This is a genomic window from Legionella dresdenensis, from assembly GCF_042649825.1.
GTDB lineage: Bacteria > Pseudomonadota > Gammaproteobacteria > Legionellales > Legionellaceae > Legionella_C > Legionella_C dresdenensis.
The window spans coordinates 1-17,097 of record NZ_JBHSAB010000031.1 but is presented as its reverse complement, the minus strand read 5'-3'; the positions used below and the strand labels follow the sequence as shown (position 1 = coordinate 17,097).

Sequence of the window (17,097 nt, the reverse complement as noted above, 5' to 3'; positions counted from 1 at the left end):
AGCATGCTGCTTAATTTGTGGATGGATTCCCGCCTTCGCGGGAATGACAGTACTATTTATTCAACAAAACCCTTACATCGTAAACTGCGCCGCTGCATTATCCGGTTGCTCGAGCAAGGCGGATAACCCATCGATGTTATCGACAATATATTTCAACGATGTGGGGATCTTTTTCCTATCCAATGCACCTAAAACCTCCGTAATATTATTCGCATTGGCGCGTATCACATTCCACTTGCCTATATAGCTCTCAGGCAGTTTTGTACCTAATCTGCGGACAGTATTTACCAGCTGCTCTGAAATCCTGTTTTTCAAATCAGCTTTGTCAGCATACGATATATTGCTGTTAGCCATATAATCTGCCGCAATCACGGTAAACATATGAGTACAGATATTAAACAACCTGCTATAACCTTTGGTATTTTTCTCAAGACTATCCTGGTCCATTATCTCCTTTTGAGTGTCCAGAATCGTATTAATCTGAGTATTGTAGTAAGTAGCTATATTTGAGACGTTCCTCTTCATTCGCGTGCTCTCGCTCTCAATCGTATTAAATAAATTGGCGGCGGCTAGTTTGCGCGCAGAATTAGTAAACCACATATCGGCATAGGATTTGCGCTGCTGGTTAAAGAAGGCATTATGCTTGTCGCTGATTTGCTTCCTTTCTTCCTGAGTGACATATTTGAACGGTGTCTCTGGAGTCCTCCCAAACGGATGGGCTGCGATCTGTTGAATTTCTTTAACTAATCGCATTGTTTGTTGTAGTTGCTTTTGCAAACCGCCGCAATCAGATACCTGGAAGTTTTTAATACCCACCGCAGCTGCTGCCATTTGTTCAAAGCTGTGATAGCATCTTGTTTGAAAACCGGCATCCAAATTGAGATAGCCATGGTGCAGGAACTGCATAATTTCTTTACGGGCCGCCTGCCCCTGATTAAGTTGAGAGAAGTATTTACCATATTGACGGTGCTTGACTAAATCTTCCTGCGCTAGTCTGGCAATCTCAAGAACCTTATTCAATTGCTCAACACTCCTAATGCTTCTGGAGGTAAAGCAGGCCTTTTTCAGGCTTTTTAAATAGTTTAAGGAGAATCCGGCTTTTTCAGCCTCCTTGATAAGGGCAAAGAATGCCAGATAGGTACGATTGGTTTGCTCAAAGTTAGGGCTAACGTAATAATCATCTAAATCAATTGCGATTTCATTTTGATAAGCTTGCAGGTTTTGAATTACCTTTAAAGTGGTTTTAACGTTGTTGAGGTTATGACGCTGTCGATACAGGCATTGCAATCCGCCCTGGTCAAGCAATAACCCGCTCTTTTCAACTTGTTCAAGCCATTCTTTAAACGCGAGAACTTGTTGAGTGTGAGCACCGTCTGGTTTGCCAACGTAATCTGTCAGAAATTGTTTCATACAAAATTCACGTGTAGCCTGGTTACTGATATTATGAATTTTGTCAGCCGTTATAAATGCTGTCGCCAGTGTTTCTTGTGTCAGTCGTTTCGCAATAAACGCTTTCGCAAGGCCGTTTAAAGTCTTTGAATTAATGGCTTCATGCCTGATTGCATCACCAAAAAAGCGCTGGTTTTCTGCTGGAGACAATTTATTGAATCGTGTTTGCCATGATTCATAATTTGTAATGCCATGCTGCCTCATTGCCCGGGTAAAGCAGTCGCCGGCTTGCTTAATCTCTTTTAAACAGGCTTCACTGGCAAGCGCATCGTACTTGCCCATTTTAAAGCGGGAATAATGGAGCATATATTCAACGCTGATAAACGGCGGCAAGTTAATTAAAGGTTTAAACAGTTTGTCGTTGAAATCTTCATTGTTTTCCTGACCGTTCAGGATAAGCATAAGCTCATCATGACTCTTTTTATCAACAGGCTGACGTTGACGGAAGAAATGCCAAAGGTCGCGTTGCTGTTTTTTGTCAAGATGGGCCGATAAAGTTGGTTTTTCCGGGATATATTTTTCTGTAAACGAATGGGACCTGTCGCCAAAATGGATTTGAAATAAGGGTATTAATACACTTGGTAAGAGCTCGTCCTCAATATTTTTGCTGACATAATCCATAAAATGGGCGATTTTTTCAGGCTGTGGGCAATTTTCCAAAAGCAGTTTGATAATCTCGCCCAAATCTGCACGATTCGTATGGCTTGCAAGTATTTGGGTAAATTTCGGATTTGAGGCAAATATTGTCTCCAGTTTTTTCAGGGAATTTAACGATACTTTATCCCAGTAGTGATGATAAATGACTTCGCTTAAATTACTGATAAACGTTAATGTGTCGTCCTTAACAAAGCCGGTGGTAACTGTTTTCATGACAAACGAAGCAAGCAATCCTGTTTTATCATAATCATCGGGTGTTCTTGCTGTTGGAGTTTTTTCAAGCAACCAGGGCTGTTTCATAAAGTGTTTCAGACAAACCAGATAGTTGTCATAATCGCTGTCCTCATTTTTGCTTGTCAAAAATGAAATGAGATCGGCAACGTTTTCCAGAGGGATATTATAAATACCTGCTCCAGGATGAGATGATATCTCTGTCAGTGTGTCAAATAACTTTTGTGCGCCAGCAGTTGATGAACGGCTTGCATTTAATAGTGAATTGAAAAAGAGTTCCAATGAAACAAGTTTGGTACGATAATTATAATCTCCTGCAAGGCTGTCAGAAAAATAAGTCTTGCGTTTTTGAGTTGCTCCTACGGCAAATGTTTCGAAAGGTTTCCCGTATATCGCAAGTAACTGCTTATCCGCAAGCTGATGCAAATCAGAGAAATAATGCTTTTGAGCGCCTGCAATCCAGGTCTGATATGCCTTAATCGCATTGGGCAAAACAGATGTCTCTGGCGTGGGTTGATCAGTAGCTGGTTCAGCCTGCTCCTGTGGGGCTGGCGTGGCAGATACCGCACTTGGTATATATTTGCTGTAATCAGAAAGCTGTGTAAGCAGGTTTTTGTCGAGAGCCGGGTACTTGGAACAGAGGGTTTGCCAGTATTTGTTAGCCTGGTTAAAAAATTGTTCATAAACAAGGTCATCTTCATACTGTTTGCCAGCAAGCCGCCCGTTCCAGGCTGCTTCAATTTGTTTGCGGCATTCAAGCCAGGCATCTTTTAAATTGGGATAGGCTTTTCTGGTTGTTTTAATATCTCCATGGAGCAGCTCCATATTTTTACCAGACAAGACGGCCATCACCAGCTCTTTACGGCGCAAGTATTGTTCATGCCTTTGTTTTTCTTCATGTTTAAGTTGTTGTACAGCACGCGTCTTGAGGTACATATTATAGGCATCCGGATTTTCATCCTTATCCAGCCATTTAAATTTGTCGGATCCATTTTTTTTATGCTTTTTAATCTTATTATCGAGGTGCTGTGTTTGCTCGGATAAAATTTCTGCTAAACGTTTATTAGCAGTTTTATCAAATTTGTTATATTCGCGTTCAACTTCTGCATAGTTAATGATTTCCTGACAGGTACCAAACGCACCATTACGGCCGCCCCGGCCGCCTTCCTGTTTAACGATCCGCGGAGTGCTTGCATAAGCCCGCACTACAGCCAGCCCCTCGGGGACCTCCGGTTTAATATCAGTACCACGGCCCATACGGGAGCTGATTACTACCGAGCCAGCCCGGCCAGCGAGTGGAACAACATCTGCTTCCGCCTTGCCGCTGTCATTAGTATCTTCAATATATTTACTGAAATCATACTCTTTCTCTTTGTAGGCGAGTATCATTTTGAGCTGTGCCGAGATGCGTTTCACGGCAATATCATCTTCACAGGTAATCAGGGTAGGAATTTTTTTATTTGCCATGACTATATCAGCAAGACTCAGGATATAATCAGATTCAGTCTTGCAATACTGCGTTGGCTTAAAGGTCACTCTTCTCGGTTCATGAGTCGGTAATTTAATAACGTTTTTAATGTCATATACTGACAGATAAGCCGCAAGATCCTGTGCGTCCCCCGCAGTTCCCGTACAGCCTTCAATCTTGTGATAGTATTGTTTCAACAGGTAACTGGCATTTTGCGACAGGGCAATCTGTGTGTTCGGATCAACGAAGAAATCCGGCATTTCACCTTTTTCCGATGCTTCATTATTAAGCCTGATATGCAGGAACTGATGCACCAGGTCGCTATAAGTTGAGCCATGCCTGATTTGGTTGTCGATCATCACTTTGGCAAAACGGGTATTAATGACCAGACCGCCAGTAACAGTCTTGGTTTCAGGCATAATACAGAAGTCAGCGCCTTCCTGTAATCCTGAGGCGATATGGGCAGCGGTTAGTAATTGCTTTAACTGCTCGTCACGCTGCTTCATTGCATCGGGATTCTCGCTTAGGGCGGGAACCATGTATTTATTGAAAAATTGAGATTGTTTCGGACTGCATTTTAATGAGTCTTGCAACAGCTTGCATAGTTCCTTGAGTTCCGTATTGCGTCTTACAATCAGAGCGCCGCTATCATTGGTTATGAACTTGCTTTTATTTTTTTGATAATAGTCGTATGTTAGACGGTATACCCACTCATCAAGGTTATAAATCCTGTCGCTGTCGTTGTTGTCCGAGTAGTTGAATTGGGTTTTCTCATTAAGGACATGGTCTGCCTCATCAAGAAAAGCAACCCGTTTTTCGGGATTTAAATCAAGAGCGGTTATACCTTTCCAGATATGGGTTGAGTGGAACAGAGCGGAATTACCGGCAGTTAAGTTGTTGATGGCGCCTTTGCCATTACGAGAACCGGTTTTATAGTGACCGGCAGCCGAATTGGCCGTGATATAGCTGTTTTGTATTCCTAATGCGTCAAGCATTGGTGCGAATTCTTCATGGTCACGGCGCGACAGGCTTTCTTTTGCACTAAAAATATCAACCACATAGCCATTTAATGCGAGATAGGCAGCACGCATAATGGTAATGATACTTTTGCCCTCTCCGGTTTTAACTTGATGGATAAGGCTGGCATCATTGTTTAAAGCAGCATAAATCAAATCCAGCATTTGGGTATGGTTTGCCCATTTTCCTGACTTACGCAGCAATATTTCACGCATGCAAGCCAAAACACGGGCCGATGCAAACCGTTTGCTTTGAGCGTCGATGCCTGGTTCTTTGAGTTCAGACAGGGCTTTATCCAATTTGGCTTGTAATTGCGGCATTGGCAGTGAAGCAAGACGGGTAGCCTGGCTATAGGCATTCAGGTAATCCAGTAAATTGAGTAGCTGCTGGCATCTTTCTTCCCCAATATATCCTCTGCCTTTTTCTTTAATCCCGGAAAGTACCCGCTCAAGGCTGTTCTTATCCGCTTCTGTAGTACTGTAATGGCGTTTGGTTGTTCCATCGGAATTGAGGTTTTGCTCAATGGTTTCAAATTGATGGATTAAGCCATCGGTGGTTTGGCAAACAGGCAGATCCAGCAGCTTATTCAATACAGGAATGGAAGGAACAGGCTCTTGATCCATGTATTCAACGAGCCTGGATAGCTCGTCATCTGGTAATTTTTGCAGTTTTTCAGCTACAGTTGAAAATAATTTCTGATCCGCATCCCAATTCTGGGTAGCCAATACAAGAACCATTCTGCTCTTTGCCAATTTAGGGATTACACATGATGGTATAGTGTGCCAGTGGAAGTAGGATACTTTGTCATCATTATATATCGACATCAGCTTAATCTGGCTATGTTCCCAGATAGTTTTGAAGCGTTGCTGCTGCCCTGGGAGCCAGTGCTCAAGATCAGTAATCTGCACTGTAAAATCTTTAATGAGTCTTGAGCATTCCAAGTTGTCGATCTTGGGCACGCTACTGCAAATGTTTTCAAGAACTTGAACAAATTTTGACAGTACAGCCGGGGCGGCTTTATGCTGCTCTAATTTGACAAAACAATCAATTACCCTTTGTACTAAATCGGGCGTATGCTGATATTTAATCGCTATTTTCGATACAGCATGTTTATACTGGGCAGAGATAGGGGTTTGAGTAATCTTCTTAATTAAGCCTTGCAATGTCTGATCGGCTTGTTCCCGAAGTTTCAACAAGTCGCGGTTTAACAAGCTTGAGTTCGGCTTACTAACGGCATCATTCAGAATTTCTCTGAGGACATTGGTCGGATAATGTCCATTATTGTAGGTATCTATTTCAAGCAATGCGTTTATCCAGCTGGTTAATTGTGTCAGTGGATAACGGCGGGTTTGATTGCCGGATTTGGCTTTTTCAATTAATAAACCCAGAATTTGTCCAACTTCGTTATAGTGGGTTTTGTTATCTAGCTGAATAAGCAGCCGCTGAAACTTTTCTATCTGATTTTCAACATCTAAACTGGCTTCAACTACAATATATTTCTTAAATAATGTCTGGCATAACTGCAGATTCTGATTTTTAAAACCCGGTTTGAATTTCATAGTCAGGTAAATCTGATTTTCATTCAGTTCGTGCCCAGTCAGATGGCGATAAGCTGATTCCTGATCGACAATATCAATTCCCTGATTAACCCAGTCACTGATAATTGCCCGTCTTTTACTTGCCGCTCTGGTTGCGTTTGGTTCTTTGGCTATTTCCAGTAACGCTCTGGTCAACGCTGCTGTATTTGGCAATCGGTTAAAAGCAGTATTGCTGAAATTGATTGATTGTAATTGTCTCAGCAAAGTTTCCAGTTCGGCTCTAATCAAGGCGTCGCTCGAAAGATCGTAAGCTACCGCTAACGGATCTTTCCAATTGGCGCTTGCTTGTTGTTCTGTAATCAGCCATGGGTAAGCAGTCAGAAGCGTAGCGTTCGGATCCTGGATTTGGGCTGCATACTGGAATAACAGTTTTACATTTTCCTCGGCATTGTTTCCTTCAAAACACAGGAATGCCCGTCCACAGGCATTAATAAAATCAATGGGTGTCCGCAAATACATATCAATGGATGATTGTATGGGAGATTGGGATAATAACTCCAGGAAGACAGGCATATCCTGAAAGCGCAATTTTATGGTGTGCGCAACAATCTCATCATCAAGCAGGATTGCATCATTAAGCCATTGCTGCCATTTTGAGTTAGTTTGACCTAATTCTTCAAGGGTTGATTTTGCCTGTTCTATATTGAGCGCGCGGATATTATCTGAACCCACAGTAAAGCAGGCAGTGAATAGACGGATAAGGCCGGCATCCACTGTATCACTGTCAAAGCATTGGTTTAAAGCCTCGCAAAATTGTTCATACTTACTGATACTGAATTGTGCGCGTTGGTTAACATACCGTTTGGCATGGGTTAATGGATCGGATAATTTCCGGCCTTGATCCCAGATAACAGTATAACCGGGCGCACTGCCAGCATCAGTTGTTTTGAGTTGGCTTAGTCCCAGATCATTATGCCAGAATGGGTAGTTCTGATAACGGGCGGCATAGTAAAATCCACTATGTGTCCAATCAATCTGGTCAATGTTATCTAAAATGGATTGCATGGCAAAATCATTGTCTAACTGATTAGCAGCTCGGGTTAATGTCCAATGCAGCCGTTCAAGGAATACTTGGGCGTTAAAGTTTGGAGTATTCGTAAGGTATTTAAAGAGAACGTCTTTATTAAGTTCCAGATCCCTGTCTTCACAAAACTTAATGACTTTCTGGAAGGCATACCACAGTTGAGAGTAGCGCATATGGCCTGTCGCTTCACCATGACAATCAACCAGCTTCCACCAAATGTCATGAAAGATTGACGACTTGCCTTTAAGGGTTGTAATACTGAGCGCAACCGCATCGACTTCACGTTTTTCAAGCAATTCAGACCAGTTTTTTGAGGGGTCGAGCAACCGTTTTTTCCAGATAGCAAGATGTTGCGCACTAAATGTTTTGACCATTTGGTCGGCAATAAAGAGCCAATGCTCGCTGCCGTTTTTTTCTTCACCGTTGTTCTGGATATCATATTGATTAAATAGTTGGCCAAATCCTTTCAGGTTTTCTTCACTAAGCGCAGTTGGACTTTCTATGGTAAATAATGCGTTTATCACGTCTTCCGAGGCGCCTTTTTGTTTGGCCCATGACGCCAGACAGGTAAAACAAAGAGCAAGATCGCCTGGCGCTTTGAAAGTCTGCTCTATATCAAGGCGTTGCATGAGCGGCGAGAGATCACTGGCAGGCGTATCAGGGTGTTCGGGCATAATAATAGCTTTGGCATTATTAATACGCTCCTGATCGTTGTCTTCCAGCGCCATAAATTTCCACAAGGTCTGTTGCCAATCAGCATTAGAAGTAACTGATGAAAACTGACGATAATCGCCTTTAAATACCATTGCCGGTTTGGGTTGGTGTAACTCGATTTTGAATGGATTTTGATGCTTTATCATTAATTGCGAAGATTGATACAGGTCTTCTTTTTCGCGTTTGGGATCAAAGCATAACACCAGACCTTGAGAGAATGGCAAATATGAAAGATAAAATCCTGCCGGCAGATTATCCTTAGCCAGGTTTTGCCTGAATTTAGGTGCATTTTCCATAATTTTTTGAACGGCTGCCGGTTCCATTTGCTCAATAACAAGGGATGCGTCTTTTTCACTGCCAACCCAAAGTGAGAAGAGCTGACGTAACGTTTCCTGTTCATAACCGGATTTATTTTTAATCGATTCCGGAATTTTTGCCCAGATAGCGCGGCATTTTTCGTTAATATTGTAACGGGTAATCAAATCGCTTTCACTGCCCCTGTAAACGCCAATTTGCAGTTCATAATCATGTTCCAGCTCTTGTTCTTGCTCTTGTTCCTGCTCCTGAACAAACTCCTGTTCAACCTGTTGTTCTAATTGTTGTTGAATTCCAGGTGTCTGGGAAGTAAGCGGGTAAATGACATCATCACCATCCCAGGGTTGCGGCAGCTTTGCCAGTTTGTCATCAATAACCAGTTCGGGTACAAGTGTACCGTTGGCTGCCGCGTATACATTTTTAGTTTGATGAGGCAGTTTTCGATTGAAGGTTTTACGTTGATTATCCAGAATTTTATTCTGTACTTTGCGATAATCAGCTTTTAAGCTGCTTTTTTTGTTCTCTTCGCTTTTATAGGCATCGCGATCCCATTCAGGTATTCGGATAACGACCTGAAAATTATTATTTGCCAATCGCTCCAGGTCGCTGATTAGCTCTTTGCTGTCAGGCGCGCCATTTTGAATGTTATAGAAAATGACTTCATTATTTTCTTCCGGAAATTGTTGCCGGCGGTTATTTAGCGTTTCGAGCAAGTTAATTAACGCTATTCTAGTCTGGGCATTCAATGTGTCTGGTAAAATCAGCGATAAAGGTGAAAATAGCGGCGTACATCCTTTTCTATACGTATCAAATTGAATAATCTTCGCGGTTAGATAATTAATATATTCAACAGGATTTGTCGCGAGGCTACCGTTCAAATCCAAAGTACAAGCCAATTTTGGCGCAGGCTCTTGTTGTATGAACTCCCAATTTGTTGCTTTTGTCTCCAAGCTCTCAAATAAAGTATCGATTCCGTCTTTTCCCATTTGTGCGATTTGTAAGAACGCCCATAATGCCTGATCATCCGGCTTTAGCTTATAATCACAGGATTCTGCCGCCCATTGGGTTTTAAATTCTATGGCACGGTTGATGAAGTCCAGATCAATATCCTTGCCATGTTGTTCAAAGAATTTAACAAGCTCGTTTCCGGTGTTCAGCCAGAGCATTTTACGCATTGCAACCTTTTTTTCTGCTTCTTTCACAAAAGCCGGATTGCGAGCTTTTAAAAAACGGTTTCTGGCGGCGCAATGCATGGGATAGGCGTACGAATCTGCGAACTGACGGGGATTTTGTGTTGGTATGATGGTTTGCAGATTAGCATTGTATTTAACCAGTTTCCTGAAGATCCTCTGATGATCCTGCATTAAACTATTAACAGAATTATCTAATGGCGAAAAGGACAAACGGGTCAGATTATTTTGATAAACCAGATACATGGCCTGGATCGCCGTATCATATTGATTATGGAACAGCGATATTCGGGCTGCATCGGGGGAAATTACAATACGTTTTTTATCAAAATTGGAAAGCAGGCTCTCACTTGTTACGATACCGGTTAACTCATCGATGTTACCAAGCAATAATTCAGATTCTGATATTGGGCCTGGGAGTTGGTGTCTACTGGACGCCATTCTCCTGCGTACCGCCAGATTGTCGAGCCGTATGCTACTCAGTACTTGGGCCACTGTCTGATTAGACATTGGCTTGCGATTTATAAACGCTTTTGCCAGGCTCTCTTTCTCGCCGGTCTGATTGGAGCAGAAGCAATTTTCCATCACATTTTGTAAAAGTACATCTGCTGGAACATTGTTGCGGAAAGTGCGAAGCTCGGTGCTTCGGTTATTTCTTAACCATGGCAGAACACGGCCCAATAAAACAGCGTGCCAGATATTCTTTGCTGATAAATTTTTCAGCGAATTCAGCTGGTTGTTTTCAGCATAATTGACTGGTATGACGCTTCTGACCAGATGCCTGATGGTATCAGGGATATCAGTTCCTACAGGAACATAAGCTGTCCAGCACCCATTTTCCTTATGCAGGGCAATCCATTCCGGGGCATTTTCTTCGCTAGTATTTAGCAGAATTGTTTCTGCCTCCTCCCTCAGCGCTTGCGGCATTGTTGTGAAATCATGCATATCAAGCGGTAAAATCTTTGGACAGGCTGTGTATGCGTTTAGATTACACCTCATCGCTTCTGGATAATTGTTAAGAAGCAATCGATATAAATCTATCCGTCCAAGTGTGTAATCAAGTAATTCGGAGCTCTGCGTTCTGGGCAGGGTGAGGTAGTCCCTAAACATGTCCGAGTTATTGTAGAGCAAATTTAATCGGGAAATCGGGAATAGTTCAGTGAAAGCCTGATAATCAGCGAATTCAAGAGGTTTCCAGCTAAAGGTGTTGGGATTTTTAAGCTGGTCCAGATTTAAATCCTCCCATTGGTTTATCCTGGTATGTAATTTTTGTTCGAGCATGCTTAAAAAGATATGATTAAGGTACAAAGTGGCATAAGTCGAGAGGTAGCGCTTTGACGGATCATTTTCCAACCAAGGGTGTCTTTTAAATAAGTTGGTCAGGATTTCCTCAGGTTGAAATGCATCAAGCTGATCAGAAAATCGCTGTGACAGTTGGTGAGTCCAATATTCAATATATGTGTGGCGATAAGACATTTTTTTGTCGTTGTATATGGACTCTCTGTCGGGCTCTATCAGAGCATGGTGGCGTGCCTGGACATAGATTCTGGTATGCGGGTATAGCACTGCATCCGGATGATTTCTATCGCATTGATATTGTTTAAGATTTGCGCTCTTTTGCTCTTGAAATTCCTTATCTGTTTCTTTATTGATAATATCGCGATGTGCTTTTAGCCATGCAGTTTCTAAAGTACTTTCCAGGGATTCCAGGACCCGGCTTTTGATGTTTAATATACTGTTTTCGTACACGATGACAAATCCTTCATAAAGAAACACTCAGGTAATTATAAAGGAGAAAAATTAAGGAAGTATTAGCAGATTGCCTGCTTACCGGTGCAAAAGCGCGGGTAAGCAGCAGGAAAGGGAAAATTATATCAACTCGAATTCACTCAGCTCTTCACGCAGCCGTCTTTCTTCAAACAAATCTTCAATTCGGCGGCGTCGTTCCAGTTTGGTTGAGCGGTTGTTATCGGTATGTTCTTCGGGTTGATCAGGAACGTCATTAATATCAGCTTCCAAATCGTCAAAATGCTGATTACTCATCGCATACTCCTTTGCTTTGGTAGAGGCTATCTATAATGGAAAAGGCATAACCTGTTTGGGTAAAATACCAAAAAAACGCTTTAAATAACAGTGGAATTTTTTGAGCAGAGGAGGGGCCCAGGTCCCTGCCATTAAGTTAATAAAATGTGTCATCCCCGCGAAGGCGGGGATCCATCTATCAAGCAAGGTAAGGAGCCAACTTGAGAAATGGATTCCCGCCTTCGCGGGAATGACAATATCCTTAACTTATGGCAGTGAGGCTACGGAGCGCCGGGTCTGGACGTATTTTGTTGCTCTGCAGCTTGTTCTACAGCACGATTTCCAGCAGCGGCATCTTTGAATCTTTTAGTCTCCTGAGCAATTTCCTGATCGAGTTTTTTAACTTCCTGAGTGTTGGCTGGTTTACCATGCGCTGCAGTGCGCTCATCCATAAGGCGTTTGGCATCAGCTTTGAGCTGTCCCAGCTGCTGAGGATGTCCGGCAAATAGTTCATCAAGCTTCTTACGCTGGCCATTGACTATAATGGTAATCTCCGCTTTTTTCTGATCTTTGGGATCTTTCGCATCTGGCGGCTCATCCATGCTATAACCGGCAAAGACACAGGCTTCAGCAGCTTTGCGGCCAAGTTCCATGGCATATTCAGGATCTTGCGGATAGTTAACTGTCATTTCAATTGTCGGCGCATTAGCGGCTTTAATGGTTGCTGCCATGGTCGTGAAATCATAGGCAATTTTGTCATCTGATCCATGGTAATACATACCCCATGCAGGCATCTTCATCTGGTAACCATCTGCGGTTTTTTCAATTTTATTGCCGCTGATGGATTGGATGAAATCAAGATCCTTAATTTCCAGATTTTTGAAAATCGCTTGCGTGTTTTTGTCCTCTACATTAATTTGGACTGTGGTAGCCTGAGACGTTGAGGCCATTTTCGCTTCTGCTTTTTTTAAAATCTCATCTCTTATTTCCAAGGTCTTTGCATGTTTAACAAAGGTTCCAAAATATGCGACTCTGCGGCGTTGTCTGTCTGCTTCGTCATGAAGCCTTTTCACCTCGTCGCTGAATGCTTTATCCATCTGCGCTTTCTGGTCCGCATGCGCTTTTTTCAGCTGCTCCTGCATATCCTTGACAATTTTGCCTGCCTGGTCATCGGTTGCACCAGTAACTGCTTTCAGGTTATTTAGAAAAGCAGGGTTTTTTACCATTGCTTCAAACAAACCGCTTTCATGCTTCTGTTGCGCTTCCAATGCTTTTACACTGTCGCTTTTAAGGTTTTGAATCTTGCCTGCTATGGCTTCAACACTAAAAGATGATCCATTTGGTTTTTTCATGATGCGGCCAATCGCAGCAATATTATCTTCGTAAGTTGCCTGGAATTCTCTTAACTTGCCATCCACCTGAAGACTCGTGGTAATCTGGTTATTAAGTGCCGTTACGGCCGCTTTATCCGTACTATCCGCATTAAGCTTGCTTTCCAACGTTTTACCGCCGGGCAGTTTAATGTCGCCAAATCCGGTAAGGGATGCAACGCGACTTTCTCTATAAGTATTAAAGACATCGCCGCAGTTAACCTTATCAGGCAAGTTCATGCTTGCCTTGTATTGATTAGCAGTTGCAATTCGTGACTGTGTATCGAATACCGAAATACCGGCTCTGTTACGGGACATAATCCACCTGACAAATTAAGTTGACTAAATAAAGTATAACAAGTAATTCTTAATTTGAGATTAACTTAATGAAGGGAATTTAAAATTATCTTTTGTGCCGGACAATTTTTGTAGGTTGGGTCGTTTTGACCCAACAAGTTAAAAACTGATTTATCGCCTTGGGCCGGCACTTGAGCTGCATGCCGCCTTTTGCGCTTTGTCAGGCGAGGTTTTTAAAGATGAATAAGTCGCATGACGGTTATTAGATAATCTGGCTTTATCTTGGGCTGACTTGCCAAATCTATTCAGGGCTTCCTGTAATTCGTTCAACACTCTTTTGCGGACAAGAGTACGATTATCTTTATCAGCATGTTTATAATATTGCTCGGCTTCTTTTTTCTTGATACCTGACTTGTTGTAAACAAAACAGAGCACCAGCTCAATGGGATACATTGCTTTAAAGTGGTCAGTTTTTCTTACTTTACATTCCCTCTGGAATTTTTCGAGATATTGCTGAACGGATTTTAGTCCCTGATATCCTTGATTACTAACTATAAAGAGCGCTAAATCAGAAACTAACGAAAAGGTCGATTTGGTAAATGTACCCTTATAATAGGATTCTAAACTTTGTTTAATATATGCAAAAATTTCATCGTTACGATCTTGCTTATAATGTTCTGCGAGAATAGTGATGAGCCGGCTAAGCGTATAAAGCAGGAGTCCTTTTCGTTCGTAATGTGCTTTTGTTAATTCGGCACATTCAAGATCTGCTAGCATTTTTCGCACGATTTTTTCATGGGTTTCTACTGTAGTAATGGGTATGCAGTCATAGTCATTAATATTATCCTGTTTAAATAAGACTTCGCTACCGGTTATTAATTGGTATTGAGCTTTTATTTCAAGAAACAAGGGATAATTAGCAGAATCCTTAAAATCCAACAGGGCATCCGTCAACTCATCATCAGATTTTTTTAAGCCATATTCTATAGTAATGAAATGCATAGCAAGACCAATATTATTGCCATGCTCCGCTTGAAAGCGCTGCAGATCTTTGCAGGTTGCCACTGCTTGGGAATAGAGCTGGTGAAACTCTTCCGGCTGCATAAAGGGTTTGATTATACTATCATCTGAACGGGCAATATGCTTTCTCATCAGTTGAGTAAGCTCGTTATGAATTTCCGGCGCATATAAAATGCAGGCCGGATCATGGGAATCGAGTAATGCAGGTGTTAAATTGTTTAGAATAGCGAGATAGAGTGCATCAAGAGCTGGAGAGCGCTCCCCACCCTCAGGAGCAAGGCGTAACAAAAAGGCGGCCGAATACATTAGCGCTGCGCCCACCCTGACCCTTGGTAAATAATAATGAAAAGTTAAATCGGTTGCCAAATGAATAGCAGTTAACGGAACCTGTGATTGTTGTATGCGTTCTTTAATTAATTGAGCGCTCCTGGATTTTTTAGCCAGATTGTAAATAGCGAGTCCATGAGTGAAATTCACACAGGCTGATTGGATCTTTGAGCTCAAGATATGATCTTCTAATACGGCATTTATCAGTTCTAAATAGGGAACCTCATCGTTCATTATTGCCGTTTCGGGATCCTTTAAAGTATAAAGCACATTACACATAAACAGCACCATATATTCCCTGACAATGGCATCAGGCACATGATCGGTGGGAACATCAGTAATTTTAATTAGTTTTTTAAACATTTCCCGTTTTTTTTGTAATATTTCTGTCAGAATATTATCGTCTTGCTCTCTTTTAGCAACTTCTTCGTGGCGAGCATATAAACGGAATAGATCGAACAGAATACTAAACGCTTCAGGGTTCATCTGTTGGATATCAACCTGCTCCGGACAAAGTGCGGTAAATGCTTCATTATAGAGTTTTTCTGCTTCATCAAATTTTTCCAGAACCAGGTAAGCTTTGGCCAAAGTGCGTTTTTCTTCAGGGGTTACTTGAGTAGCGGAGGACTTAACCTGTAATGCCTGAATTTCTTCTTTAATTGGCAATACTACCCTTAACAATGCATGTTCCAATTCATTGAATTGTTTTTCGGAGGACAGTTCATGCATTAGCATATTCCGTAAGTGTACGGTCTTGAACATTGATTCCAGAGTCTTCCTGGGAGCATCTGCGTCCAGCAGTTTTTGGTTTATTTCCCGAATATCCCGGATTAACTGACCTGCTTTGGCAAGCGAAAATTCAACTGCATCGTGAAAAAACCTGGAATCTGCTGATTTTTTAAGCAATGTTTCCAGATAATCCAATTCGCGTTCGAGATGATTTAATCGGGATTGATATTGCCTGTATTGTATTTCCAGGCCATTGTTCGCAGGTTTACTGGTTTGAGCCAGCGTTTCAACAGCAGGGGCTGCAGGAGCAGGGGTTACAGTAGGCGGAAAGATTTTATTTAATTTAACCTCCAGTTCGGCAATTAATTGAATTGTTGGTATTTCGGAAGTAATTTTAAGTTCTTCCAGACAATGCTTATTCCAATTTACGACATTATCTTGCAGATTCTTGAGGAAGGGCGCGTTCTTGGCAGGCGTTCTTTTAGGTGAGTTTTGTTCCCATTTTTCAACTTGTTTTTTTAAACCTGCAAATTCACGGACATGCTCCCAGACTCTGACTGGCTTGGCTTTGGCTGCAGATTCTGACGCTTGAGTCGGTTTGTCTTTTGTGCCAGTCTTTTCATGACTGACAAATGAAGCTTTAATTTTTGTTAGCTGCTTTTCTTTCTCAGATGAGATTTCGTTTAATGTCAGCGTGTTAAAATTTTGTTGAGCGGCATTGGTTTTTAATTGGTCATCGATTTTTTTCAGCTCGGGTAAAAGTAATGTCTGGATTAAATCTCGTAGCTCATTTAATTCTTTCTCGTTATGATCATAGTACATAACAGCATAGGTATGGCCAAAGGTATCACGGATTTCTTTAAATTCTTTCAGGATTGTTTTTTGCGGCTGCTTTTTAGAGCCTTTAGGATTTGGAGGCAGTGGATTAAAATCAAAAAACTCTTTACAGGATTCGCCGATTTTTGTCAGCACCCGGCCCAATGCATAACGTTGTTCCCGGTGTTTGCAATTAAGGAGGGCAAGTTTTTCATCGGTACATAAATTGATTAAGCGGTTAACTACACCAGGGATATGGTAGTATTTGATAATAGAAGAAAGTTGTCTGGCGGCTGGAATTTGTAACCAGGCATTTTTGCTGGTAGCCGTCTTTTCCTCTTCAGCAATAATCAGTCCAATTTTCTCTGCCAGTTGTTGAAATTCGGTTTTCAGCTCAGGGAGAGCGCTTTGAAAAAAATTATCATTGCAATCAATCCGGCTAATTACGGCAAGGCTGATAAAATCAATTCCTTCAACGCGGGTTTTTGCACTTTTACTGCGATCCACTGAGCCATATTTGTTACGGATGCAGTCTGATGATCTATCATTATAGGTAATTGTTTTTGTAAGTTCGGCAATTTTGTAAAACAGGGCAGTGTAGTCGGATGTTTCTTCTTTAGCGCAATTTTCCAGTAGTTCTTTGATCTGGCCAAGTGTTTGAAGATCTTGTGTTTTATTGGAATTGGGTAAAGTCATTGCTATTCTCGTGGAGATGAAGAAAGCGCCATTTTATTATTTAATTATTAAGAGAATATTATATTTATCTGTTTGTAGGTTGGGTCGCTTTGTGCCGGACAAAAAATGGAAGCAGTGAGTTTTTTTAAGGAATAACTCGCTGAAACATAACGTTTTT

General features: G+C 41.8%; 4 protein-coding genes. All 4 read right to left on the bottom strand.

Features of this window, described 5'->3' with window-relative positions; all coding sequences use genetic code 11:
• Positions 1 to 72 precede the first annotated feature (72 nt).
• Positions 73 to 11,412: a hypothetical protein gene (locus tag ACFORL_RS12385; RefSeq protein WP_382344508.1), complete on the bottom strand. Its 11,340-nt coding sequence runs from the start codon at positions 11,410 to 11,412 to the stop codon at positions 73 to 75.
• Between the two features lie 120 nt (positions 11,413 to 11,532).
• Positions 11,533 to 11,706, bottom strand: coding sequence for a PA3496 family putative envelope integrity protein (locus tag ACFORL_RS12380; protein ID WP_382344506.1), 174 nt, complete (start codon positions 11,704 to 11,706; stop codon positions 11,533 to 11,535).
• Between the two features lie 260 nt (positions 11,707 to 11,966).
• Positions 11,967 to 13,373 (bottom strand): hypothetical protein, encoded by a 1,407-nt coding sequence (locus ACFORL_RS12375; RefSeq protein ID WP_382344505.1) that lies wholly within the window; start codon positions 13,371 to 13,373, stop codon positions 11,967 to 11,969.
• A 150-nt stretch (positions 13,374 to 13,523) separates the two neighbouring features.
• Positions 13,524 to 16,940, bottom strand: a complete 3,417-nt coding sequence (locus ACFORL_RS12370) for a hypothetical protein (RefSeq protein WP_382344503.1) — start codon at positions 16,938 to 16,940, stop codon at positions 13,524 to 13,526.
• Between the last annotated feature and the right edge of the window lie 157 nt (positions 16,941 to 17,097).